Origin of the sequence: Psychrosphaera haliotis (genome assembly GCF_039523615.1) — a bacterium.
In the GTDB taxonomy this organism is placed as follows: Bacteria; Pseudomonadota; Gammaproteobacteria; order Enterobacterales; family Alteromonadaceae; genus Psychrosphaera; species Psychrosphaera haliotis.
Genome location: NZ_BAAAFQ010000004.1, coordinates 54,521 through 80,953 on the forward strand (window position 1 = coordinate 54,521; position 26,433 = coordinate 80,953).

At 39.9% G+C, this 26,433-nt stretch carries 19 protein-coding genes, 6 tRNA genes and 1 pseudogene; 4 read left to right on the top strand and 22 right to left on the bottom strand.

Annotated elements, in window-relative coordinates; translation table 11 throughout:
• Positions 1-4: 4 nt before the first annotated feature.
• Together ABD009_RS02905 and ABD009_RS02910 are read left to right on the top strand one after the other, a co-directional pair.
• A complete protein-coding gene (locus ABD009_RS02905) occupies positions 5-1,000 on the top strand; it encodes an oligopeptide/dipeptide ABC transporter ATP-binding protein (protein WP_343822519.1) in 996 nt (331 codons plus the stop codon).
• Positions 1,001-1,774 (top strand): ATP-binding cassette domain-containing protein, encoded by a 774-nt coding sequence (locus ABD009_RS02910; RefSeq protein WP_155695309.1) that lies wholly within the window; start codon positions 1,001-1,003, stop codon positions 1,772-1,774.
• Between the two features lie 87 nt (positions 1,775-1,861).
• Here the strand turns inward: ABD009_RS02910 and ABD009_RS02915 are convergent, their stop codons facing one another.
• From ABD009_RS02915 to ABD009_RS02970, 12 genes and pseudogenes are all read right to left on the bottom strand, one after another.
• On the bottom strand, positions 1,862-3,724 hold the full coding sequence (locus ABD009_RS02915; RefSeq protein ID WP_343822522.1) for a SurA N-terminal domain-containing protein: 1,863 nt from the start codon (positions 3,722-3,724) through the stop codon (positions 1,862-1,864).
• Between the two features lie 86 nt (positions 3,725-3,810).
• Positions 3,811-3,887: transfer RNA gene (locus tag ABD009_RS02920), tRNA-Asp, on the bottom strand.
• A 17-nt stretch (positions 3,888-3,904) separates the two neighbouring features.
• Positions 3,905-4,237, bottom strand: a pseudogene (locus tag ABD009_RS02925) (HU family DNA-binding protein); the annotation flags it as partial.
• 141 nt (positions 4,238-4,378) lie between these two features.
• Positions 4,379-6,730, bottom strand: coding sequence for an endopeptidase La (gene lon, locus ABD009_RS02930; protein ID WP_343822524.1), 2,352 nt, complete (start codon positions 6,728-6,730; stop codon positions 4,379-4,381).
• Between the two features lie 123 nt (positions 6,731-6,853).
• Complete coding sequence (clpX, locus tag ABD009_RS02935) at positions 6,854-8,128, bottom strand: ATP-dependent protease ATP-binding subunit ClpX (protein ID WP_155695312.1); 1,275 nt, start codon at positions 8,126-8,128, stop codon at positions 6,854-6,856.
• An 81-nt stretch (positions 8,129-8,209) separates the two neighbouring features.
• The gene (clpP, locus tag ABD009_RS02940) at positions 8,210-8,848 is read right to left on the bottom strand and encodes an ATP-dependent Clp endopeptidase proteolytic subunit ClpP (RefSeq protein WP_155695313.1); all 639 of its coding nucleotides are present in this window, start codon (positions 8,846-8,848) and stop codon (positions 8,210-8,212) included.
• Between the two features lie 92 nt (positions 8,849-8,940).
• Positions 8,941-10,248 (bottom strand): trigger factor, encoded by a 1,308-nt coding sequence (tig, locus tag ABD009_RS02945; protein ID WP_343822527.1) that lies wholly within the window; start codon positions 10,246-10,248, stop codon positions 8,941-8,943.
• A gap of 189 nt (positions 10,249-10,437) precedes the next feature.
• Positions 10,438-10,514 (bottom strand) — tRNA-Pro (locus ABD009_RS02950).
• A gap of 22 nt (positions 10,515-10,536) precedes the next feature.
• Positions 10,537-10,621, bottom strand: a tRNA-Leu gene (locus ABD009_RS02955).
• A gap of 7 nt (positions 10,622-10,628) precedes the next feature.
• Positions 10,629-10,704, bottom strand: a tRNA-His gene (locus ABD009_RS02960).
• A 27-nt stretch (positions 10,705-10,731) separates the two neighbouring features.
• Positions 10,732-10,808, bottom strand: a tRNA-Arg gene (locus tag ABD009_RS02965).
• Between the two features lie 33 nt (positions 10,809-10,841).
• Positions 10,842-10,918: transfer RNA gene (locus ABD009_RS02970), tRNA-Pro, on the bottom strand.
• Positions 10,919-11,198: 280 nt separating this feature from the next.
• Between ABD009_RS02970 and folD the strand changes: the two genes are divergently transcribed.
• A complete protein-coding gene (folD, locus tag ABD009_RS02975) occupies positions 11,199-12,053 on the top strand; it encodes a bifunctional methylenetetrahydrofolate dehydrogenase/methenyltetrahydrofolate cyclohydrolase FolD (RefSeq protein ID WP_155695314.1) in 855 nt (284 codons plus the stop codon).
• Positions 12,054-12,212: 159 nt separating this feature from the next.
• On the opposite strand, the gene purF is transcribed toward folD, so the two are convergent.
• The 10 genes from purF to fabB all read right to left on the bottom strand — a co-directional run bounded on the left by purF (position 12,213) and on the right by fabB (position 25,503).
• Positions 12,213-13,727, bottom strand: coding sequence for an amidophosphoribosyltransferase (purF, locus tag ABD009_RS02980; protein WP_343822530.1), 1,515 nt, complete (start codon positions 13,725-13,727; stop codon positions 12,213-12,215).
• A 13-nt stretch (positions 13,728-13,740) separates the two neighbouring features.
• Positions 13,741-14,232: a CvpA family protein gene (locus tag ABD009_RS02985; RefSeq protein WP_343822531.1), complete on the bottom strand. Its 492-nt coding sequence runs from the start codon at positions 14,230-14,232 to the stop codon at positions 13,741-13,743.
• A 65-nt stretch (positions 14,233-14,297) separates the two neighbouring features.
• Positions 14,298-14,957, bottom strand: a complete 660-nt coding sequence (locus ABD009_RS02990) for an SPOR domain-containing protein (RefSeq protein WP_343823888.1) — start codon at positions 14,955-14,957, stop codon at positions 14,298-14,300.
• A gap of 5 nt (positions 14,958-14,962) precedes the next feature.
• A complete protein-coding gene (gene folC / locus ABD009_RS02995; protein ID WP_343822533.1) occupies positions 14,963-16,264 on the bottom strand; it encodes a bifunctional tetrahydrofolate synthase/dihydrofolate synthase in 1,302 nt (433 codons plus the stop codon).
• Positions 16,265-17,137, bottom strand: coding sequence for an acetyl-CoA carboxylase, carboxyltransferase subunit beta (gene accD, locus ABD009_RS03000; RefSeq protein ID WP_343822535.1), 873 nt, complete (start codon positions 17,135-17,137; stop codon positions 16,265-16,267). It lies immediately after the preceding gene.
• A 149-nt stretch (positions 17,138-17,286) separates the two neighbouring features.
• On the bottom strand, positions 17,287-18,066 hold the full coding sequence (gene truA, locus ABD009_RS03005) for a tRNA pseudouridine(38-40) synthase TruA (protein ID WP_155695320.1): 780 nt from the start codon (positions 18,064-18,066) through the stop codon (positions 17,287-17,289).
• Positions 18,067-18,142: 76 nt separating this feature from the next.
• Positions 18,143-21,772 carry a FimV/HubP family polar landmark protein gene (locus tag ABD009_RS03010; protein WP_343822538.1) on the bottom strand — a complete coding sequence of 1,210 codons (3,630 nt, stop codon included), beginning with the start codon at positions 21,770-21,772 and terminating at the stop codon, positions 18,143-18,145.
• A gap of 247 nt (positions 21,773-22,019) precedes the next feature.
• Complete coding sequence (locus tag ABD009_RS03015) at positions 22,020-23,039, bottom strand: aspartate-semialdehyde dehydrogenase (protein ID WP_155695324.1); 1,020 nt, start codon at positions 23,037-23,039, stop codon at positions 22,020-22,022.
• Between the two features lie 7 nt (positions 23,040-23,046).
• Positions 23,047-24,219 carry a 4-phosphoerythronate dehydrogenase gene (locus ABD009_RS03020; RefSeq protein WP_343822541.1) on the bottom strand — a complete coding sequence of 391 codons (1,173 nt, stop codon included), beginning with the start codon at positions 24,217-24,219 and terminating at the stop codon, positions 23,047-23,049.
• 75 nt (positions 24,220-24,294) lie between these two features.
• Positions 24,295-25,503, bottom strand: coding sequence for a beta-ketoacyl-ACP synthase I (gene fabB / locus ABD009_RS03025; protein ID WP_155695326.1), 1,209 nt, complete (start codon positions 25,501-25,503; stop codon positions 24,295-24,297).
• A 187-nt stretch (positions 25,504-25,690) separates the two neighbouring features.
• Here fabB and mnmC2 point away from each other — a divergent pair, with 187 nt between their 5' ends.
• A complete protein-coding gene (mnmC2, locus tag ABD009_RS03030) occupies positions 25,691-26,431 on the top strand; it encodes a tRNA (5-methylaminomethyl-2-thiouridine)(34)-methyltransferase MnmC2 (RefSeq protein WP_343822543.1) in 741 nt (246 codons plus the stop codon).
• Positions 26,432-26,433: the final 2 nt, after the last annotated feature.

Here is a 26,433-nt window from a genome sequence, read left to right on the forward strand (position 1 = left end):
AATTATGCGCTTATTAGATATCCGAAATTTAAACATAGAATTACAAACTAACGACGAAGCGGTTCGAGCGGTGGAGTCTGCTAATTTTTCGATGAAAATGGGTGAAGTTAGTGGCCTTATCGGAGAGTCAGGGTCAGGTAAAAGTTTAATTGCAAAGGCCTTAGTAGGTGTATTAAACAACAGGTGGAATGTTTCAGCGGACCGTTTGCATTTTTTAGGTGAAGACCTCAATAAAATGTCTGATAGTGCACGACGAAAGATAATCAGTTCCAATATTTCCATGATCTACCAAGAGCCACGTCGATGCCTAGATCCTACCGCAGACATATTTTCCCAATTAGAGGAATCACTTCCTGATAGCGACTATGCAGGTTGGTTTGGCGGTAACAAAGAACAGCGCGTTAAAAAGTGCAGCAACCTGCTCCATAAAGTAGGAATAAAAGACCACGTTGCTATTTTTAATAGCTACCCTCATATGTTATCAGAGGGTGTTTGCCAAAAAATCATGATTGCCATGGCTATTGCCAAAGCGCCAAAGTTGCTAATAGCTGATGAGCCTACAACCGCACTAGAAAGTAATACATCTATGCAGGTAATAAAACTACTTAAGAGTTTGAACCAATTAAAAGATATGGCGGTTATTTTCATTACTCATAATCTAAATACGATTACGAGTTGGGCTGACACTATAAATGTTATGTACTGTGGTCAATTAATTGAAAGTGGGCCCACTAAAAAACTATTATCAGCGCCTAAACACCCTTATACAAAGGCCTTGTTTGATAGTGAACCCGACTTTAGTAAAGTTGATATGCACAATAAGCAAAGGTTATATACGCTAAAAGGCACAATCCCTACGCTACAACATCTACCAGCTGGGTGCCGACTCGGGCCACGCTGCCCTAATGCTCAAAAAGCCTGTGTTGTAATGCCTGAGCAGCAAAAGATTAAGCGTCAGCAGTTTCGATGTCATTACCCTTTAATTGAGGAAATAAAGTAAATGGAGTCCATTCCTCTATTTTCAGTCAGAGAAATTAAAAAGATTTACAAAGATAAATCAAATTGGTTTAAAAAAGGTCGTGTTGTAGAAATTGGCCCTGTTTCCTTTGATTTACACCGCGGAGAAACACTCGCTATTGTTGGCGAAGCCGGTTCTGGTAAAAGTACGGTAGGCAGACTGCTTGCCGGCGCTGAGTTACCCGATGGTGGCAAATTATATTTAGGCGATGATGAAATTAATTGGAACGACTCTAAGTTTTTCTGCCAAAACATTAGAATGATTTTTCAAGACTCACAGAAGTCTCTAAACCCTACAGTTCGAATTGGCGACCAACTTGAGCAACCGTTACTTTTTAATACGCGATTAAATAAAGAGCAACGATTAGAACGAATAAACAATGCTTTACGTAAGGTGGGTCTGTTGCCTGAACACGCTGGGTATTACCCTCATATGTTTTCTGGCGGACAAGCTCAAAGAATTGGAATTGCTCGAGCGCTAATTTTAGACCCTCAAGTTGTTATAATAGATGAAGCTCTAGCGCCATTAGACCCTTCACTAAGGGCTCAGGTTATAAATCTGCTTTTAGAGCTACAAGAGACATTACAACTGACATATGTGCTCATATCACACCAAATATCATTGGTTCGTTACCTGAGTGATAGAATTATGATCATGGACCAAGGAAAAATTATTGAAGCTGGTACCATAGATGACGTATTCGAAACGCCAAAACATCCAAAAACTCAAAAGTTATTAAAATCTCTGGATATGTAAATATTCAATAAACCCTAATCAAAACGGGTCAACAAAACCAAAAAAAAAGACTCCGAAGAGTCTTTTTTTATTTAGATACTTTCGTAATTACTCAATATCTGCGTTGTTCTTACTTGCTTCGATCAGCGCTTTAATTGCTTGCTGACCAACTACATTAAGTACTTGGTTTGCAACTGGCTCTTCAACAGCAGCAGGCTTAACATTAAATGAAGTTAACGACACAACCGCAGCGTCTCCATTCGACGTTTCTACTGTGCTTACTTCAGCTTGACCGTTTACTGGTTTTGCCAATTCAAATACAGCATCACGAATGTTCGCATTAACCGTTGCATCAAAACGAGCAATGTCAGTGTTCTCTGTTACGACTACAGCATTGTCAGCTAGACTTGTAATTGCTTCACCTGACTTAACTCTTTCCGCAAGCTCTAGCGCTTTTTGCGATGCTAGCTCAGCGGCTTTTTCACGTGTAAGTGCAGCTTCTATGCGAATCTTTATCTCATCTAATTTCTGAATTCTTGCAGGCTGATTATCTGTTACACGAAGAACTAACGAAGTAGTGTCATTAATTTCTATTAAGTCACTATTTAAGCCTTCACTGATAAACGTCTCATCAAATGCTTTTGATACTGCTACTTGAGAACCTAAAAGGCCTTGTAACTCGTTTGCTGTTTTAAGCTCTGTACTCTTAAGCTCTAACCCTGCAACTTCTGCAGCATCTTCAAGTGTATCTGGAATTTCAAAAGCTAATTCAGACACTTTTGTTTGCGCTTCTATATAAAGCTCATCAATTTTTAATTGTTGAAGTTGTGATGCAATTGTTTCTTTAACTTCTTCAAACGGAGTAGTTTCTGCTTTTACATAATCTGTTAATTTAACAATATGAAAACCAGACTCAGACTCAAACACATCAGAAATATCGCCAGCCTTTTCTAGTGACAATACCGCACTATCAAATGCGTCACCAAAAATACCTTTTTCAAACCATTCTAAGTCGCCGCCATTTTCTGCACTGAAGCTATCTTCAGAAAACGCTTTTACAACTGATTCAAAAGAGTCACCTGCATCTAGCTTAGCTTTTGCTTCTTCAATCTTTTGTTGGGCATTATCACCGGCTTCAACAAGAATGTGAGCTATTCGGCGTTGTTCTTGTTGTGTGAATTCAACAATATTTTGTTGGTAATATTCGTTTAGCTGTTCCTCATTAACATCTACTGCGTTTGCTAGTGCGTTTGCATCGATAAATAAGTACTCAATAGCTACTTTGTCCGCAGTCTTATATGAAAACTTGTTGTTGTCGTAATAAGCTTGAATTTCTTCTTCAGTTAACTGAACACTCGCTTCTAATGTTTTGCTTGATACAAGTGCTTGTGAATATGTACGAGTTTGATTATTTAGAGATGCGTATTGCTCTTTTTCATGATCCAATACAAATTCAGATCCCATTAAAGAAGCTGTGTACTGAGAGCGCGTCATTTGTTGACGTAAGTAATCACGGAACTGTAATGGCGTAAAACCAGCTTGACGAAGAAGCGCTAAGTATACTTCGTTATCAAATTGACCATTACGTTGAAACTCTGGCATTTCAACAATCGTTGTCTTTATCTGTTCGTCGCTTACACGAATACCAAGGTCTTTGGCTTGTTGACGTTGTAACTCTTCAACAACTAGACGGTCTAAGATGCCTGCTTTAAAATTAGCAACGTAGCTTTCGTCAGCCATTAGTTGCTCAACTACATCACCAAATTGTTGCTTCATACGGTTACGTTCATTTTGGAACGCTTCCTCTAATGCAGTTTGTGTGATTTCGACACCGTTTACTGACTTAACGGCAGTATCAGCTTTACTATTGATGTAGCTACCAATGCCACTGATGGCAAAAGTTAGTATCACCAAGCCAAGAATAACTTTGGCTGCGATTCCTTGAGAACCTTCTCTAATTCTATCTAGCATTATTACTTCTCTTTGCTGAGTTTGAAATTGGTTTGTAAAAAAAAACGCATCTTAACAGATGCGCTTTAATGCTTGAACTTTTTTATTGGCGGAACGGACGAGACTCGAACTCGCGACCCCCGGCGTGACAGGCCGGTATTCTAACCAACTGAACTACCGCTCCCCATCAAAAAGTTTTAATTAGTTACACGCGTCTTTAAGCGCTTTGCCCGCTTTAAATGCTGGAACTTTTGCAGCTGCAATTTCAATAGTCGCACCAGTTTGTGGGTTACGACCTGTGCGCGCTGCACGGTCACGTACTGAAAAAGTACCGAAACCAACTAGAGCAACTGAGTCGCCATCTTTAAGAGCGCCTGTTACAGACTCGATGAATGAGTCTAATGCGCGGCCAGCAGAAGCCTTTGATACGTCAGCACCTTCAGCAATTTTTTCGATTAATTGAGACTTGTTCACAATTTCATCCCCTATATTGTTTTTATATTTATTAGAGCCCTTGTTATTTTTATTAGGCTCATTTTCATTCCGTTTATATAAACGTTAGAAATCAATTTTTATTAGCGAAGGTAGGCTAACCAACCCTCCTAGCACCAATAAACTAGCACAGTCGGAGGTTTTGAAAAGCCTTTTTTTTGATTTTTACAAAAAAACCTTCACTTATGCGCAATTTTCCGTCGAAATACGCTCAATTGGCTGACTTAATGCGACATCTAGCACTTCATCAATCCACTTAACAGGTTTAATAGTTAAGTCTTTCTTCACATTTTCTGGTATCTCTTCCAAATCTCTTTCATTTTCATGCGGTATTAGAACAGTTTTAATGCCGCCACGATGGGCCGCAAGAAGCTTTTCTTTTAGACCACCAATGGCTAAAACTTCACCACGTAAAGTAATTTCACCAGTCATTGCCACGTCAGCTTTAACCGGGTTACCCGTTAAGCTAGAAACAAGAGCCGTTACCATACCAATACCAGCACTTGGACCATCTTTTGGCGTCGCCCCTTCTGGCACGTGCACATGAATGTCACGTTTTTCAGAGAAGTCAGCGTTTATTCTCAAACCCTCTGCGCGGCTTTTCACCACAGTCATAGCAGCTTGAATTGACTCTTTCATTACATCGCCTAACGAGCCTGTATAAACCAGTTTACCTTTACCTGGTACCGTCGCACACTCAATTGTCAGTAAGTCACCGCCAACCTGAGTCCACGCCAAACCAGTAACTTGACCAATACGGTCATCTTCATCTGCTTTGCCGTAATCATAACGACGCACACCAGAATACTCTGATAGGTTATCCCCATTAACAACAACACTCTTAGTATCTTTGTTAGTTAGGATTTGAGTAACTACCTTACGACAAATTTTTGATATCTCTCGTTCTAAACTACGAACACCCGCTTCTCTTGTGTAATAACGAACAATATCAATTATTGCACTGTCTTCCAGCGTTAGTTCGCTATCCTTAAGACCGTTTCGTTTAATTTGCTTACTGATAAGATGTTGATTTGCAATATTAAGCTTTTCATCTTCTGTATAACCAGCCAAACGAATAACTTCCATTCGGTCTAATAAAGGACCTGGAATATCCATGCTGTTTGACGTCGCAACAAACATTATGTCTGACAAGTCATAATCAACTTCTAAGTAGTGATCGTTAAATGCAGCATTTTGTTCTGGGTCTAATACTTCTAATAACGCCGACGATGGGTCGCCACGCATGTCAGAGCTCATTTTATCAATTTCGTCCAAAAGGAATAATGGGTTTTTAACACCAACCTTACTCATCTTTTGAATTATTTTGCCTGGCATTGAACCTATGTAGGTTCTGCGATGGCCTCTAATTTCTGCTTCATCACGAACACCACCTAGCGCCATACGAACGTATTTACGCCCTGTCGCTTTTGCAATTGATTGGCCTAGTGAAGTTTTACCAACGCCTGGAGGTCCCACCAGACAGAGAATAGGCCCTTTTAATTTACTGGTTCTTTGTTGAACGGCTAGATACTCTAAAATACGCTCTTTTACTTTATCTAAACCAAAGTGATCAGAGTCCAAAACGTCCTGTGCTTTATTTAAGTCTTTTTTAACTTTGCTGCGCTTTTTCCATGGAACGCCTGTCATCCAATCTATATAGCCACGAACAACTGTTGCTTCCGCTGACATAGCAGACATCATTTTTAACTTTTTAAGTTCTGCACGAGTCTTTTGTTCAGCTTCTTCTGGCATACCGGCTTCAGAAATTTTCACTTCTAAAGCTTCAAATTCATCAACGCCCTCTTCCGATTCACCTAATTCTTTTTGAATCGCTTTCATTTGCTCATTCAAGTAGTATTCGCGCTGGCTTTTTTCCATTTGTTTTTTAACGCGGCTACGGATTTTCTTTTCTACTTGAAGTAGATCAATTTCACCTTCCATAAGCGCCATTAAGTATTCTAAACGCTCATGAACGTCTTCAATTTCTAGGGCTTTCTGTTTTTCTTCAACTTTTAATGGCATATGAGATGCCATGGTATCGGCTAACCTATCAGCATCATCAATACCTGTTACCGAAGTTAATACTTCCGGAGGTATTTTTTTGTTAAGTTTTATGTAGCCTTCAAACTGGTTTATTGCTGATCTAATTAAAACCTCTTCTTCGCGTTCGTCAGCCATTGCAATAGCAATTGGCTCAACTTCTGCCTCAAAGAAATCATTGGTTTCCGTAAACTGCAATATTTTGCCGCGAACATTACCTTCAACTAACACTTTTACTGTGCCGTCAGGTAGTTTCAATAATTGAAGAATGGTTGCTACCGTGCCTACTTTGTACATGTCTTTAGGCTTAGGATCGTCATTGGCTGGGTCAAGTTGCGCAACTAAAAATATCTTCTTATCCTTTTCCATTGCCTGTTCTAGACATGCAATAGACTTTTCCCGACCAACAAATAGGGGAATAACCATGTGGGGATAAACAACAACATCCCTTAATGCTAGCACTGGAATGTTTGAAAGTTCTGCGTCATGCGTCATATTAATGAGTTCTCTGCATTCTATAAGTAATAATTAAGTATATGGGGCGACTGATAAAAAGTTCAATTGTTGAAAGCAAAAAAGGAGCCAAATGACTCCTTTTTATAGACGATTGATTAATTATCACTCAGGCAATGCTTGGCTCTTTTGATTATCGTAAATCAAAATAGGATCTGACTGTCCAGCAATGACCGATTCGTCAATAACAACTTTAGAAACATCTTCCATAGAAGGTAGTTCATACATGGTATCTAGCAAGGTTGCTTCAATAATTGAACGCAAACCACGAGCACCTGTTTTTCTATCCATTGCTTTAGCAGCTATAGCTTTTAAAGCATCTTCTCGAAACTCTAGTTCCGTACCTTCTAAATCAAACAATGCACCATACTGTTTTGTAAGCGCATTTTTAGGTTCGCTTAGTATTTGTACGAGCGCATCCAAATCTAGTTCACCTAAAGTTGCAACAACTGGTAGACGGCCGATAAATTCTGGAATTAATCCATATTTAACTAGATCTTCTGGTTCTACATTTTGGAAATGTTCTGTTAGGGTCGTTTCATCTTTACTCGACTTAACTTCTGCACCAAAACCAATTGCAGTACCCGTTTCTGAGCGAGCGCTAACAACTTTATCTAGACCAGCGAATGCACCACCACAGATAAATAGAATCTTAGACGTATCAACTTGCAAAAACTCTTGTTGAGGGTGTTTGCGTCCACCTTGCGGAGGAATTGATGCAACTGTGCCTTCAATTAATTTCAATAGCGCTTGTTGTACACCTTCACCTGATACGTCTCTAGTAATAGAAGGATTATCAGATTTGCGTGATATTTTGTCTATTTCATCAATGTAAACGATACCGCGTTGTGCTTTCTCAACATCGTAGTCACACTTTTGAAGAAGTTTCTGAATAATGTTTTCAACATCTTCACCAACATAACCGGCTTCAGTCAACGTTGTCGCATCAGCCATGGTAAATGGTACATCTAAAAATCGAGCTAACGTTTCCGCTAACAATGTTTTACCACTACCCGTTGGGCCAATAAGCAATATATTACTTTTACCAAGTTCAACGCCGTCACTGTTACCTGACTCTGCATTACGTAAACGCTTATAATGATTATAAACAGCAACACTTAATACTTTTTTAGCGTGTTTCTGTCCGATAACGTAATCATCTAAGTGGTTACAAATATCTCTTGGTGTCGGCAATGAGTCTGCATCTCTTTTTGGAGAGATTTCTTTAATTTCTTCGCGAATGATGTCATTGCATAAATCAACGCACTCATCACAAACATATACAGAAGGACCCGCAATTAGTTTTTTAACTTCATGCTGGCTCTTGCCGCAAAATGAACAATACAGTAGCTTACTGTCATTTTCTGTAGGTTCTGACATAGAGTCACCTCACTTTGCTAGCTTGACTAACCTAAGGTTAGTCAATAATTTCGTATTAACCCAGTAGGTTAACCAATAAACTTACTTTAAATCTCTGCGCGTAAGAATTGAGTCAATTAAGCCATATTCTAGTGCGTCTTCTGGCGTTAAGAAATTATCACGATCTGTATCTTTAGCCACTTTTTCAATGTCTTGACCAGAGTGCTCAGCCATTAAACGATTTAATTTTTCTTTAATATATAAAATTTCTTTAGCGTGAATTTCAAAATCAGAAGCTTGACCTTGGAAACCACCTAACGGTTGGTGAATCATGACACGAGAATTAGGTAAGCAGTGACGTTTGCCTTTAGCACCACCTGATAATAAGAATGCGCCCATACTTGCAGCTTGACCCATACATACTGTCGCGATATCAGGCTTGATAAAGTTCATCGTATCGTAAATAGATAAACCAGCACTAACCGAACCACCTGGAGAGTTGATATAAAGGTAAATGTCTTTATCTGGGTTTTCTGACTCTAAAAACAAAAGCTGAGCACAGATCAAATTCGCCATTTGATCTTCAACTTGGCCTGTTAAGAAAATGACACGCTCTTTTAAAAGACGTGAAAAAATATCATAAGAACGTTCGCCTTTGGACGTTTGCTCAACGACCATTGGAACTAATGCATTGCTTGGCTCTTCAAACCCAGCTGCCACATTACTATTGTGGTTAATCATAAAACTTCCTTAAACAAAAATGGCTCGACATACTTTATGTATATCGAGCCATTAAATCCTTTATTCAACCCTTAAGTCAATGCGATTTTTAATTATGCTTGCTTAGGGTTCATAATTTCGTCAAAGCTGAATGATTTATCTTCAACTTTGGCTTTCTCAAGTAACATTTCAATTGCTTGATCTTCTGTCGCTAAGTTACGGATATTTTCCATTAACTTCTCGTCACCGTAGTAGTGGTTAACTACTTCTGAAGGATCTTCATAAGCTGATGCTTGAGTTTCAATGATTTCTTTTACTTTTGCATCGTCAGCTTTGATGTCGTTTGTACGAATGAATTCGCCAAGTAATAAACCAGTGCGTACACGGTCTTTAGCTTGTTGTTCAAACAACTCAGCAGGAAGCTCAGGCATGTTGCTCGCGTCCATTTGGCCGCCAAAACGTTGCATAGCTTGTTGACGTAAAGCATTTACTTCTTGGTCAACTAACGCTTTAGGAACTTCTAGTTCGTGAGCTTCTAATAAACCTTTAATAGCTTGCTCTTTAACTTTAGCTTTAAGCGCTTGGCCTAATTCACGAGTCATGTTGTTTTTAACTTCAGCTTTAAGTGCGTCAACGCCGCCCTCTTCAATGCCAAACTTAGTTACAAAATCATCATTAAGCTCTGGTAATTCTTGAGCTTCGATTTTGTTGATAGTTACTGCGAACTCAGCTTCTTTACCTTTAAGGTTTTCTGCATGGTATTCTTCAGGGAATGTAACGTTAACTGTTACTTCTTCGCCTGCTTTTTTACCCATGATGCCGTCTTCAAAACCAGGGATCATACGACCTTGACCTAGTTCTAAATCAAAACCTTCAGCTTTTCCGCCTTCAAACTCTTCACCGTCAATTTTACCGATGAAATCGATATTTGCACGATGACCTTCCGCAGCAGCTGCGTCAGTTTCTGTCCAAGAAGCTTGTTGCTTCTGCAATGTAACCATCATGTTGTCTAGGTCAGCGTCTGTTACTTCAGCAACTGGACGTTCAACAGAGATTTTTTCAACATTGTCTAAAGCAACTTCTGGGTATACTTCAAACGTCGCAGTGAATTCTAAGTCTTCACCACGTTTCATATTCTTTGGCTCAAAGAAAGGCGCGCCCGCTGGGTTTACTTTCTCTTGGATGATGCCTTGGATGTAGTTTTGTTGCATCTGTTCTTGAGCAACTTCTACAAATACTGACTGACCGTAGCGCTTCTCTAGAACTGAAACTGGAACTTTGCCTTTACGGAAACCATCGATGCGAGTTGTTTTACCAACTTCACGTAAACGTGCTTTAACTTGAGTTTCAACTGCATCAGCTGGAACAGTGATAGTAATTTTACGCTCTAAACCTTGAGTCGTTTCTAAAGAAACTTGCATGTTCTACCTCAATTAATAAATTTGTGGCCAATACGAAAATCTCGGGCCCAATATTTTTGTTCTTAAAATGACGCGGCATTATAGCTGTGTCTTATTGAATCGTCCACGCAAAAGGGACCAAAATGGGATAAATAATGTGCACTTAGGAGAGAAATTTGATTTTTTTTGAATTTGTAACGGAAATAATAATGGTCGGTGTTGCAGGATTCGAACCTGCGACCCCTTCGACCCAAACGAAGTGCGCTACCAAGCTGCGCTAAACACCGACAATATTATATAAGTAGATAATGGTGCGGAAGGAGAGACTTGAACTCTCACACCTTGCGATACTGGAACCTAAATCCAGCGCGTCTACCAATTCCGCCACTCCCGCAAAAAGATGGGGTGACTGATGGGACTTGAACCCACGACAACCGGAATCACAATCCGGGGCTCTACCAACTGAGCTACAATCACCGCAATATAGACTTGTCAACGAAACAATGGCGCACCCGGTAGGATTCGAACCTACGACCGACGCCTTAGAAGGGCGTTGCTCTATCCAGCTGAGCTACGGGCGCATAACCTACGGGCTACTTCCTCAAAACAAAAAATGGTCGGTGTTGCAGGATTCGAACCTGCGACCCCTTCGACCCAAACGAAGTGCGCTACCAAGCTGCGCTAAACACCGATTTTCGTTTCGAGAACTTGTTGCCTCGTGACAGGGCGGCATATTACGGACAACCCCCAATTCAGTCAAATACTTTTTTAAAGAATTTATACTGTTTGGTGATTTTTAACCCAACTTGCTATTGTTTCGTTCAATATGGGCTAGTTTAGTATAAAAAACCATCCATTTCATAATTAAGTTTTTAATTTATTTTCATTAACCACGTTATTATCAATGAGTTTTTTTCACCAAAGGTTTACAATTACCCTGCAAAATTAACTTCTACTTATAAGAGTGTTCAATGACTGCCAGACTAATTGATGGTAAAGCCATCGCGCAAACCGTTCGAGATAAAGTAAAAACAGGTGTTAGTGCCCGATTAAAAGCAAACCGACGAGCTCCAGGACTTGCAGTAGTGCTTGTGGGTCAAGATCCCGCCTCTCAAGTTTACGTTGGGAATAAGAAAAAAGCCTGTGAAGAAGTAGGCCTTACCTCTAAATCTTTTGACTTACCATCTACAACCACTGAGCAAGAGCTGCTTACATTAATTGATGAGTTAAATTCAGATAATGAAATAGATGGCATATTGGTTCAGCTTCCTTTACCTCATGGTTTAAACCCAGAGCGTATATTAGAGCGCATTCATCCTCACAAAGACGTTGATGGCTTTCATCCTTATAACATAGGTCGTCTTGCACAACGCGTCCCTGCCCTTCGTCCTTGTACGCCAAAAGGTATAATGACCCTGTTAGACAACACTCATGTTTTTTATAAAGGTAAACACGCCGTTATAGTTGGGGCATCAAATATTGTTGGTCGTCCAATGTCATTGGAGCTTTTACTAGCGGGATGTACAACAACAGTGTGTCACAAGTTTACCCAAGACCTTGAAGCTCAAGTTCGTCAAGCTGATATTTTAGTTGTTGCAGTGGGTAAACCTGAGTTTATTCCTGGCGATTGGGTTAAGCCTGGCGCAATTGTAATCGATGTAGGTATAAACCGATTAGCCGATGGTCGTCTTGTTGGGGACATTCAATTTGATGAAGCATTTCAGCGTGCCTCTTGGATTACACCTGTTCCTGGTGGCGTAGGCCCAATGACGGTTGCATCTTTAGTAGAAAATACACTTGAAGCCTGTGAAAAGTTTCATAGCTAATGTTCGTTTAAGAGGTAATAAACCTATTACATCGAACTTTGTGTTTTAGGTTTCTGTTTTAGTTTTGTGTTACCTCCGAACTTTCATTACAAAAAAGCCAGCTAAATGCTGGCTTTTTGATTTTAGTAACTGACTAAGTAAAGAGTTTACTAACGGAAACTAGTTTTCTTCGTTATGCATTTCCAAACCATTTTCTAATGGTTCTGACAATTTACTTTTCGCATTATCTTTTCTTGTACTTTCTAATGACTCTAAATACGCCTGGTCAATATCTTTAGTAACATAGTCGCCATCAAATACTGAAGTTTCAAAGGACTCAATGCCAGGATTCTGTTCCTTCACTGCAGACTCTAAATCTTCAAGTGACTGATAAATTAATTCATCTGCACCAATAAGTGCCGCAACTTCGTCAGCTTCACGACCATAAGCAATAAGCTCATTTGGCGAAGGCATATCAATACCATACACATTTGGAAAGCGAATTTCTGGCGCTGCTGAAGCAAAAAATACTTTTTTCGCTCCGGCATCTCTAGCCATTTCTATAATTTGCTCTGAAGTTGTACCGCGTACAATGGAGTCATCCACTAGCAAAACATTTTTGCCTTTAAACTCTTCACCAATAGCATTTAGTTTTCTTCGTACAGACTTTTTACGCTGCGCTTGGCCAGGCATGATAAACGTACGGCCTACATAACGGTTTTTAACGAACCCTTGACGGTAAGGCAAATCTAATTCATGCGCAATTTGCAAAGCAATGTCACAACTTGTTTCAGGAATTGGAATAACCACATCAATATCCAATTCTGACCATTCTTTTTTAATTTTACGACCTAAGTATGTCCCCATTTTTACGCGTGATGCATAAACAGAAATATCATTTAGTTTTGAGTCTGGACGAGCAAAATAAACATACTCAAAAATACAAGGAACACATTTAGGGTTAGGGAAACATTGCTGAGTAAACAACTCCCCAGCTTCCGTAATGTAAACAGCTTCACCAGGAGCAACGTCTCTTACCAACTTAAAGCCATCGATGTCCAAGGCAACGCTTTCAGACGCAACCATGTATTCAACACCTTTATCAGTTTCTCGCTCACCTAATACAAGAGGTCGAATACCGTTCGGATCCCTAAACGCCAACATACCGTGGCCAATAATTACGGCAACAACAGCATAAGCACCACGAACATTTTGATGTAATCGTTTAACAGCAGAGAACATATTGTCTGCCGTTAGCTCCATAAGCTGAGACTCACAAAGCTCATGAGCTAAAATGTTAAGCAAAAGTTCAGAGTCTGAAGTGGTATTAATATGACGACGAGCTTCTTTGAATAAGTGCGCTCGTAATTCAGTCGCGTTGGTTAAGTTGCCATTGTGGGCTAATGAGATGCCAAAAGGAGAGTTTACATAAAATGGCTGAGCTTCTGCAGAGCTTGAGCTGCCGGCCGTAGGATAACGAACGTGACCTATGCCCATATTTCCTTGTAAACGCTGCATATGGCGTTCTTGGAAGACGTCACGGACTAAACCGTTGGCTTTACGAAGTCTAAATTTTCCTTCATCAATGGTCACTATGCCCGCTGCATCTTGACCTCTGTGTTGAAGGACAGTCAGTCCATCATAAATAATTTGATTAACCGGTTCTTTGCCAACTATTCCAACAATACCACACATGATACGTTCTCCATCAAGGTTGTGTAGAGAGTAAACTTGAGTTTTCTTTTAACAATTCAAAAAACCATTCAACGATAAAGGCGAATTCAGGTATGAGAATTGAGTTTTGCCACCAAAGCGAGTCACTCGAGGGCGTCAGTGTATCTAAAAAGAGTAATGTAGCTGCAACGATAAGCGCACCTCTTAGGCCGCCAAATATCATTCCAAGCATTTTATCTGTACCGGTTAAACCGGTAAATTGGACTATTTCAGAGAGTATATGATTAACCATCGCACCTAAAATAAGTGTGATAATAAAGAGAATAGCAATGGCAGAGCCATTTCGAACCATTTCTTTTTCGATGCCGGTTAAGTAAGAAGCTAGATACGGGTAAAATTGGCTGGCCACAAAAAAGGCCGCGACCCAAACAGCCAGAGACACTGACTCTTTCACGAAACCTCGCACCAAACTAACCAATGATGAGATCGCAATAATTGCAATAATTGCGTAATCAATCCATACCATAAAAAACAACTTTTCCACGGGTAATTTTCGGCGCGAAGTCTACCAGAACCAGTTTAGTCAGGCTACTAATTTCTAGTATCAAAACGTGTAATCTTACCGACTAAACCATTTATTTCTTTTATTTTAAGCTGGGTTTTCACAAGTATATCTTTGTCTTGTTCTGGCCCGACATACACTTTAGACAATACCCCAGCTTGTGTTTTCACCGGCTTTGTATAAGTCTCAATACCTGCTTTACGAAGCGTTTCGCGCAGTGTCACCACATTTTCTTTATGTTTAAAACTTCCAAGTTGTAATATCCACATTGGTTTCTGAAAGTCATCTTGTATTTTTGTCGTTATTTCTGCTTTTAGGTCTTCGCTTTGAGTTTTAACTTCTGTTGATGCATTGCTATCTGGGGCAATAATATTTGTTGCCGCAACATTGTTATCATCAGCTTCCGTTTCGTTACCATTTTCATTCGCTATTGTAGTGCTGGCACTGTTATCAGAAATAGTTTCATCTACAGCAATTTCGTCGCTGTCTGATGGAATATTAGCAATGGCTTCTTCAACAAGATCAACTGGAAACTCACTTTCACTAGGTTCTTGTTCAAACGCAGGTTTAGCAGGTATTTTTTTAAAGTCCGCTTTGGTTGCTTCCTTTTTGCCATCTAACAAGTCAGGTAAAAATACGACCCCAGCAATAACTACTATTAACATTCCCAATAGTCGTTGTTTTATCATGTCTGTCACAGTGACCTCTTTTCTTTGTTATTATTCTTTAAAATATCACACACAGTGTAAAATGATCCGAACCCAAGTAAAAGCTCTTCCTCTTGTTGTTCTTCTTGAGCTTGAGCCCAAGCTGATTCTACGCTGGAATAGACTGAAACATTTTTTGCACCAAGATCTTCTAGCACCGCTTTAATTGATTCCGCTTTTGCAGCTCTTGGATTAGCTTCTAGTTCTCCTATATGCCAATGTGAAACGCTTTTTACCATAATGGCTAGCGTCTCTTTAATATCTTTATCCTTCATCATAGCAACAACCGCATGAATACCATTTATATGTTTAAAAGCATCATTGCTGGCTAAAGTATCACTTAAATATGCTATCGCATGTGGGTTGTGTGCAACGTCCACCATTTGTAGAGGTTTGCTACAAAGTATTTGCATACGCCCTGGTAATGAGAAGTTTTTGATTACTTTATTTAATAGGCCTTCCGTTAACTTTATATTCAATTCGATTAGAGTTTGAATGGCAGTGGCTATATTTTGTCTCGGCACAAAGTTGGAGTTTAACTGCTCAAATACCGCCTGTCCTGACTTAAACTGCCAAGTTTTTGGGCACTCTAGCGCTGAAGAGAAAGTGAAATCACGGCCACTCCACAAAGCCGTCTTGACCTTTAAGTTTGCAGCTTGTTGTTCAATGGTCAATGGTGGATTTTGCTCACCTATGATTGCGGTATTATTGGCTTTAAATATCCCGGCCTTTTCAAACGCTATTTTCTCTAATGTATTTCCCAGCCAATCAACGTGGTCGAGTCCGATACTTGTAATAACAGAAATATCCTGTTGTAGAATATTCGTTGAGTCTAAACGACCACCTAAACCAACTTCTACCAAGACAAAATCTAATTTATGCTGTTGAAACAATTTAAACGCGGCAAGGGTAGAAAACTCAAAGTAAGTTAACGACGTATTACCTTTGTGCAGCTCTACAAAGTCAAAAGCGCTGATGTGGTCAGAGTCTGCTAATAACTCGCCATTTACGCGCACTCTTTCATTATATGTAAACAAATGGGGGGAGCTGAAAACACCAACTGAATAACCTAGTTCAATTAAGGCTAGTTCTATAAAGCGTATGGTCGTGCCTTTGCCGTTCGTACCAGCAACTAACACCGTCTTACCTGCATTGAGGTGGTTAAGCTTTGCTTTATCGGCAACGGATTGAATTCGAGATAACCCTAATTCTATTTCTGTAGGGTGTTGTTGCTCTAAATAAAAAAGCCAGTCATTAAGAGACTGGCTTTGAAAGATTTCATTACTCATTTAAGCGGTTCTGTGTTCTTTTTCCAGTGACGGTAGTTTACACATTTTTGCGAACAATCGTGCAACTGTATTTCGCATTTCTCTGCGATCTACAATCATGTCTATTGCACCATGCTCTAGTAAAAATTCACTTCTTTGGAAACCTTCTGGAAGTTTCTCTCTTACTGTTTGCTCAATAACTCGAGGGCCTGCAAATCCGATCAACGCTTTAGGCTCACCAATATTTACGTCACCTAGCATTGCTAAACTTGCCGAAACACCGCCCATTGTTGGGTCTGTTAATACTGAGATAAATGGTAAACCTTTTTCACTCAATTTAGCCAACGCAGCACTTGTTTTTGCCATTTGCATTAATGAGAACAAGGCTTCTTGCATTCTAGCGCCACCAGACGCAGAAAAACAAACTAGTGGAATATTTTCATTTATACAAACATTTACCGCTTGCACAAACTTCTCTCCAACCACCGTCGCCATTGAACCACCCATATAGGCAAATTCAAATGATGCCGCAACACAAGGAACACCTTTTACTCGACCCTTAAGGACAATCATTGCGTCTTTTTCTTTAGTTTGCTTTTGCGCGGCTGAAATTCTGTCTTTATACTTTTTTGTATCTTTAAATGATAAAACGTCTTGAGGCTCAAGGTCTGCCGCTATTTCGGTTTTTTCACCCGCGTCTAAAAACAGCTCTAAACGTTTACGACCAGTTAAGCGCATATGATGATCACATTTAGGGCAAACGCCCTGCTCTTTTTCTAAGTCGTTTTTATATAGAATAGCGTCACAGCTAGTGCATTTAGTCCAAACACCCTCAGGGATGTTTCGCTTTGTAGAGGTATTTGTCTTTGGTAGAATTTTTTCTATCCAGCTCATTTCATTACTGCCCTATAAAAATTGTCCGCAATATTCTTCTTAATGAAAAATCTGGGGCTATTAAAACACAACCTTTATATAAAAACTCGCTTAAACTGGTCTTATTTGTTTGTAAATAGAATAAAAAACAAACAAAACCAACTCGATATTTAAAGAAAAAGAGGTCCTAGCTTGGATGTTGGTAGGTTAAATTCTTCCGGGTAATCAACATCGATTAAATATAGCCCATTTGGTTTAGCTGTTTCTGCCGCTTGTGTTCTGTCTTTTTTAGCCAAAACCTCCGCCATCCACTCTACTGGTTTGTCGCCCTTGCCAACAGCAATTAGACTACCCGCAATATTTCTAACCATATGATGAACAAACGCATTCGCTTTTATGTCTATTACAATATAACTGCCTTTACGAGTGACATTTACAAAGTGAACAAATCGATTGGGGGAATTTGATTGGCATTGTGCTGCACGAAACGAAGAGAAGTCATTTTCGCCCAACAGACACTGTGCTGCTTGCTGCATATCGTCTGCATTAAGTGGCATGTGATAATGGCTCAACCCTTTATTTAAAATACCAGGTCTTAGCTTTTCATTATAAATAACATATTTGTAACGTCTAGCCGTTGCAGAAAAACGCGCATGAAAGTCATCAGGTACTTCTTTCATCCATGTAACCGCGATTGCGTCAGGTAGGTTAGCATTGATGCCCATGGTCCAGCCGCGTTCACCACGAACAGACTCAGTGTCAAAATGAACAACCTGACCAGTACCATGAACACCGGCATCAGTTCGACCAGCGCAAAATACATCAACTTTATGATTGGCAACTTGTGTTAGCGCAGCTTCAAGGCACTCTTGAACAGTGGCTACATCTCTTTGTCTCTGCCAGCCAAAAAATTGTGCCCCATCGTACTCTATACCTAACGCTATTCGCATATTTGTTGCCCTAAAAATAAAAAACGCAGAATTATAAAAAATCTGCGTTGATTATACTATGAATTGTTATTTGGTTTTAATCATTTAATTCATCGAGTAATGACTGAGCCTGCTCTTTTGCTTCAGGATTATCGCTATTCGCTATCTTATCTAATATTAATTTAGCGTTTTCTACGTCGTCCATCTCAATATATGTTTTAGCTAAATCCAGTTGCGACGCCATGCCACCAGCTTCTTTATCAACATCCACCGAACCTCGACTAGATGACAGCTCGTCAAAGTCATCTAAGCCAACATCAATATCAAGATCATCCGGCAAGTCATCGTCATCACCGTCGTCAAGATCATCCATTAAGTTATCAACACTTAAGAAGTCTTCGTTAAGCTCTGACAGTAGCTCTTCGTCTAACTCGGCATCTTCTGATATCACATCATCATTTTCTAATAATGTGCTTTCCGCTGATTCGATATTTTGTGACTCACTGTCTACGTCACTTTCAAAGTTTTCATCTGATAACTCAGCTAACAATTGGTCAAAGTCGGCTTGCTCTAATTCGTCTATTTCAAACGCTTGATCTGACTCAATGTTTTCATCTTGCTCTTTATCTTTATTATCTAAATCATCTGACTCTTCTTCTACCGACTCACCAATAACCGTGTCACCATCGGCTAAAAGACTATTAATATCGCTTTCATCAAAACTCGCATTAATTAAGTCATCATCTAACAAGTCTTGAGCTAATTGATCTTCATCAGCCAATAAGTTTGCAATATCGTCTTCACCAAAATCACCTGGATCTAAGTCTACACCTTCGGCTAAATCGTCACCAAGCTCATCAATACTGACATCATCCAATGACTCTTCAGTTTCTTCAAATAAGTCTATGCTGTCATTGTTTAACAACTCGTCATCAATAACATCGTTTAACTGTGGTATTTCATTATCTTCGGCTTCAAGCTCTTCTTCTGCAGCTTCGTCGTCCATTTCCAATTCAGGATATTCATCCAGCTCAGTGCTAGGCTCAACGTCTGCAATAGGATGGTCTTCTTCTGACTCATCCGAAGCTAAATCCACTTCTTCATGTGAAGTATCTTCCAAAAATTCATGTTCAGGATCTGCTTCTGGCTCAGCTTCAACTTCTGGCTCAGCTTCAACTTCTGGCTCAGCTTCAACTTCTGGCTCAGCTTCTACCTCTGGCTCAGCTTCTACCACTGGTTCTGCTTCTACCACTGGTTCTGCTTCTACCACTGGTTCAGCTTCAACTTCTGGTTCAGCTTCAACTTCTGGTTCAGCTTCTACCTCTGGCTCAGCTTCAACTTCTGGCTCAGCTTCAACTTCTGGTTCAGCTTCAACTTCTGGCTCAGCTTCAACTTCTGGCTCAGCTTCAACTTCTGGCTCAGCTTCTATTTCTGGTTCAACTTCAGCTTCTACCTCTGGTTCAGCTTCTACCTCTGGTTCAGCTTCTACCTCTGGTTCAGCTTCTACCTCTGGTTCAGCTTCTACCTCTGGTTCAGCTTCTACCTCTGGTTCAGCTTCTACCTCTGGTTCAGCTTCTACCTCTGGTTCAGCTTCTACCTCTGGTTCAGCTTCTACCTCTGGTTCAGCTTCTACCTCTGGTTCAGCTTCTACCTCTGGTTCAGCTTCCACTTTCGGCTCAGCTGCGTCATCAATCAACGAGTCTATATCGAAGTCATCGTCGTCTTCAGTTTCTAATTCTACTTCCGGCTCTGCTTCTATTTCTGGTTCAACTTCAGCTTCTGGCTCAGCTGCGTCATCAATTAACGAGTCTATATCGAAGTCACCGTCGTCTTCAGTCTCTAATTCTACTTCCGGCTCTGCTTCTATTTCTGGTTCGACTTCAGCTTCTGGGTCAGCTGCGTCATCAATTAACGAGTCTATATCGAAGTCATCCTCGTCTTCAGGTTCGGCTTTTACTTCTGAATCACCAGCGCCATCAATAAGAGCATCAATATCAAAATCGTCGTCATCTAACTCAACACTATCCGCGGATGAAGCATCTGAAACTCCATCAATCAATGAGTCAATGTCAAAGTCATCATCTTCTAATTCTATTTCTTCTTCGGCAGAGTCTTCTTGCTCCGCAGGTTCTTCAGCCTTTGGCGTTTCATCGATTAGCGAATCAATGTCAAAGTCATCATCGTCAGCAGCATCCGTTTGCTCATCAATTTCTTCCGTTGATCCCGCTTCGTCAATTAACGAGTCAATATCAAAGTCATCGTCGTCTAGGCCAAGCTCGTCATCTAAATCATTAACACCAGTATCCATATCATCATCTGGCGGCGCAGTTTCATCCGTATCTTCTGCAGGAAGGCTTTCATTAATTTCAGCCACAATATCGTCAGCATCTAATTCACTGGTTAAATCGTCACCAATGTCATCTTCTGCTTGTTCATCATCCATATCTAGAAGAGCATCTATATCATCCGCTTGAACGATTGCTTGGTCATCGTCATCCGCTAAATCAATCTCTTCCAATTCTGAACCATCATCTAAAAGCTGATCATCGGCTATAGAGTCATCAAACGCGGAATCATCTGAGAGTAACTCATCGTCGTCTAATGGCAGATCATCCAACGAGTCATCATCTAATGGAACGTCATCTAGTAGGTCGTCTTCCATATCTAGAGAGTCTAAATCATCATCCAATCCAGATAAGTCATCACTAAATGGGTCTAGTGAATCTAAACTGTCATCAACATCTAAGTCTGCACTAACACCCATTGCTTCAGAATGGTTAAAGTTTGAATCCATTGGAGCAGCTAAAGGAGAGTTTAAAGGATCTGTTAACGGATCCGCGGTTGGAGAGCTTTTTCTTTTAAGAAATAAAGCAAGAGCAACTAATAAAGATATTGAAAGCAGAGAAGATAAAACGATAATGCCAATGGTTGAGGATAAGAACTCGCTAATTTGATCTGTTATGCCCTTGTCTTCCGCCTGCGCTTTTGTGATCGCCAACTCTTCTTGTTGCTGAATCAGCAATTCTTCTAACTTTGATAAGATTTGTTGTGTTTCATTTCTAAGCTGGCTTTCATTACCCAATGATTGCTCAACATTGGTAAGCTTGTCTGACAACGCCGACAACTTATCTTGCAATGCTACATTTTCTTGCTGCAAAGATTGGTTTTGGTTTTTGGCACTATCAAGTTGAGTTTGTATATTCTCAAAAGCCTTAAGTTGCTTTTGTTCTACCTTTTCAATTTTCTCAGATATTTCTTTTTTCGCGTTAGTAACGTCAACTTGTTTAGCGGCTTCAATTGGAGCTAACGCTACGTCAATTGATTGTTTATTTGCTTTGCCACTTAATATATCTTTCCACAATTCATCATCTGCGTCTGCGCGCTCTTTTGCATAAAGAGGCTCTACTGACATTACTTCTTTATGGCTAGGGATCTTTAATATTGTGCCATTTTTTAAACCGTTCAAATTATTGTAATCAAATGACGAAGGGTTTTTCTTGAGAATGGCTACCATAACCTGATAAACAGACACATTATTACGGTGTCTGAATTTATTACCCAGTTTCCACATTGTATCTCGGCTAGTGATTGGGCCGTAAGTTTCTCCCATTTCGCCATAGTCGACCCCTTTAGGGCCTTTTAATTTGTTATCTGCATAAATAGAGGTTGCCGTTGAGAACGACATTATGATTATAAACAAAGCAAATAATTTTAAGCTTGAGCGCATTGATAATTTCCAGATTCAATATAGTTCCGCCAAATGCGGTAAAAGTTTGTTGATGCAGTTGTTTTTAAGAAAATGTATTGGTTAAAACCACATTAAAATACCTGCATTCAACTTTAATTATTTAAACACTTTAAAAAAGTAAAGCAAAGCTTGTACCACTTAATTCTGTCAAGTTTATGTCTCTTTATTAAATTTAGACCAAAAAAAAGCCCCGATACAACCGAGGCTTAGGAAACTATCGATTTAATTATAGATAGTCTTTTATTAATAACTCTGCAATTTGCAGGCTATTTGTTGCCGCCCCTTTACGAACGTTATCGGCCACTACCCATAAATTTATACCGTTAGGGTGAGAAATATCTTCACGAACACGGCCAACAAAAGTTTGGTCTTGGCCACTTGCATGGCTCACCTGGGTTGGAAACTCTTTGTCTTCTCTCATTAAAACAACGCCAGGCGCCTGCTCGAGTAGCTGTTTAACATCTTCTGCTGATACTGGTTGACGTAGTTCAACGTGAATTGACTCTGCATGACCGTAAAAAACAGGCACACGAACGGCAGTTGGGTTAACACGGATAGTTTCATCACCCATTATTTTATGTGTTTCCCACACCATTTTCATTTCTTCACGTGTATAGCCATTATCTTCAAATGAATCTATTTGAGGGATTACGTTAAATGCCATTTGTACCGGAAACGCTTCTGTTTCCACCGGGCGGCCATTCATCAGCTGAGCGGTTTGAGACACGAGTTCGTCGATGCCTTTTTTACCTGCGCCACTTACTGATTGGTAAGTACTAACATTGATTCGGTCAATTCCATAAGCGTCGTGTAATGGCTTAAGGGCAACTAACATTTGAATTGTAGAGCAATTTGGGTTGGCAATAATATTTCTATTTCTAAAGTCAGCTAATGCATGAGGGTTAACTTCAGGGATCACCAACGGAATTTCAGGCTCGTAGCGGTAAAAAGATGTGTTGTCGATAACAACAACGCCTAAATCAGCTGCGATAGGTGCATAACGCATGGACGCGTCAGAACCAGCGCTAAAAATAGCTAATTGTACTTGGCTCCAATCAAACTCAGCGGCGTCTAGTACCTCAATGTCTTTACCTTTGAACGATATTGTTTCACCTGCTGAGCGCTCGCTTCCTAAAGGGAATAACTCTCCAACTGGAAATTTTCTATCTGCTAATCCTTCAATAATGTTTTGCCCCACTAATCCTGTGGCGCCTAAAATTGCAATATTATATTTTTGTTCTGACATTGTTTCTCTACTTAATATGGAATCCGAGCGAACTGAGTTGCTCTGCTAATTCAGGTTGCTGACAGTTTACCGAAATTGACGACCATTCGCGACGTATTGGGTAGTTTTTTCTCAACCAATCAAAACTATGCTCGTTTAATAGATTTCTGAATAAACTATCGTCTCGTCTAACGTCGTAAACAGTATGTATTAGTGTTTTAAGTGGGTTGTTAGGTGCAATAGTGAAAGTCTTGCTGACTTCATTATTAACAGTTTTATCTTTATTTAGAGTAATTGATGATATTGCCGCTTCAGGTAAAAAGTCTTTTAACTGGGCTGTTGCTGCGACATTTAACAATTGGCACACGTTTTTATACAGCATTTCTGTGCCTGTCGCTTTGCCTTCTAAACTGTAGCCTGCAATGTGTGCACTTGTTAGGTCACAATGAGGGATCAACGCTTGCAGTGGATTTGGCTCTCCTTCCCATACATCCAGCACTAACTTTATATTTGGCTTACCAGATAAACTTCGTTGCGTAATATGCTCTAGTAGCGCGGTATTGTCTATCACCTCACCTCGACTGGCATTTATTAAACATACATTGTCTTTGAGTAGTGTCAGGTTATTGGCATTCAACAAGTGGTGAGTAGGATGCGTGCCTGTCGACGTTAGCGGTGTATGAAAAGTAATAATGTCTGCATTCGCGATAGCATATTCAAAATCGACATAAGTTTTTTCTAGGGTTGAGCTTTTAAACGGATCGCATAATAAAGTCTCAATACCTAAAACTGTTAATTTATGATGCAGGTTTTGGCCAATGTTACCTAACCCAATGATCGCCACTTTTTTGTTACTAACGTCTATTTGATATTTTTCCGCTAATACAAACAACGCATTAATTACAAACTCTGCCACGGAGTTAGCATTGCACCCCGGAGCTGAACTAAAGGCAATGCCTCGATTCGACAACTCTGCTTTATCAATATGATCTTCGCCAATAGTTGCAGTACCAACAAACTTTAATGAATTGGCTTGGGAAAGAAGACTTGCATTTACTTTAGTAATTGACCGAACAAGCAATACATCTGCATCAACTAAATCACTCGCTTGCAAACTTCGCCCTGAAAATCTCACTACTGTGCCAATATCTGCAAAAAAGGCCTCAGCATAGGGAATGTTTTCATCAATTAAAATTTTCATAGGAAATCCAGTCATTAAAAAACCCGAATAAGTTTAACGCCTATTCGGGTTGTAAAATACGAGTTTTATAAATATTTATACTTTTTTAAATACTAACGTCGCATTTGTACCACCAAAACCAAAACTGTTTGACATTGCTGTGGTAATTTCAGCTGGCGTAGCCTCAGTAATTATATTTAGACCTTCCGCTTTTTCATCTAAATTTGCAATATTAACGGAAGGCGCTACAAATTTATTTTCCATCATTAACAAGCTGTAAATTGCTTCATGCACTCCGGCTGCACCTAAGGCGTGCCCCGTCATTGCTTTTGTTGCAGAAATCATAGGCGATTTACCTGCAAATACGTTCTGAATTGCACCTAACTCTTTAACATCACCTACTGGCGTGCTCGTGCCATGAGTATTCAAATAATCAATTGGCCCGTCTACAGTGCTTAACGCCATTTGCATACAACGTTCAGCACCCTCGCCCGATGGCGCAACCATATCAAAGCCATCAGAAGTGGCACCATAACCTACAACTTCTGCATAAATCTTAGCACCCCGAGCTTTGGCATGTTCGTACTCTTCAACAACAACCATACCGCCGCCACCAGAGATCACAAAACCATCTCTATCCGCGTCGTAAGTTCTTGAAGCTACTTCCGGGGTTTCATTATACTTTGTTGAAAGCGCGCCCATAGCGTCAAACATACCTGCAAGTGTCCAGTCAACTTCTTCACCACCACCGGCAAAAACGATGTCTTGTTTACCTAACTGAATCTGCTCTAGAGCATGACCAATACAGTGCGCTGAAGTAGCACACGCTGAACTTATAGAGTAGTTTACGCCCTTAATTTTAAATGGCGTTGCCAATGTAGCTGAACAGGTACTGCTCATAGTGCGAGGAACTTGATAAGGCCCAACACGTTTTACGCCTTTTTCACGAAGTGTGTCGCAAGCCATAATTTGATTTTTAGATGACGCTCCACCAGAACCAGCTAACAAACCAGTACGTGGGTTAGATACCATTTCATCTGTTAAGCCTGAATCAGCAATGGCTTCTTTCATTGCAATGTAAGCGTATGCTGAAGCTTCACCCATAAATCGTATTGCTTTACGGTCTATGTGTTCAGTAATATCGATATCAATATTGCCCCACACCTGCGACCTAAGCTTGTACTCTTTGAACTGCTCTGACGCTGTTATTCCAGACTTGCCTTCTTTTAAGCTTGCTAAAACTTCATCTTTATTGTTGCCGATGCTCGACACAATCCCCATACCAGTAATAACTGCTCTTTTCATAACTATCCTAATTATTGAGTCTTCAACGATAAATTTTGTCAGTATTCTACGCACTTTTATAATCTAACTGGTCTAATTTCAGCGCACAAGTGTTAGCTCAATTAATTTTTTATTAAAGTAACGTTACCTTTTTGAAAACAAACACGTAAAATTTACTTAAATCAGTGTAATTTATTGAGATGAAGTTTTGATTAATAATGCAAATTTAAAGTTCGACGAGAATGGTGTTCCTTACTCCAGTGACTTTGACGATATATACTTTTCTAAAAAAGATGGTATCGCTGAAACAACTTATGTGTTTTTAAAGCACAATGGGATCCCGTCTAGGTTTAAAAATACTGGTTGTTTTCATATTGCTGAAACTGGTTTTGGTACGGGTTTAAATTTATTGGTTACCTGGCAACAATTAAACCTGGCCAATCAATCTAACCCATCTCCGGTTAAGCTAAAATTTACGACATTTGAAAAATACCCACTGTCAAAGTCTGACTTAACATCGACTTTATCAGCTTGGCCTAAGTTTAAATCACTATCAGTTCAGCTATTAAACGCGTATCCAGAAAAATTATTGGATGACAATACTATGATCCTTGAAAATGGCAACGTTGAACTACGGCTAATCATTGGTGATGTGAATGAGTCGATTACGAACCTTGATGTCAGTAACAATGAGGTGGATGCATGGTATCTCGACGGTTTTGCGCCAAGTAAAAATCCCGATATGTGGACAGAAAACCTATTCAACAACATGCGACGTCTAACAAAAGAGCAAGGTACAATTGCTACCTTTACTGCTGCAGGACATGTAAGGCGCGGATTAATAAAGGCTGGATTTGATGTTATAAAATATAAAGGTTTTGGCTACAAGCGAGACATGGTTGCGTCTAGAGGTATTTTAGACAGATTTGAATCTGACTCAGGTAAATAAAA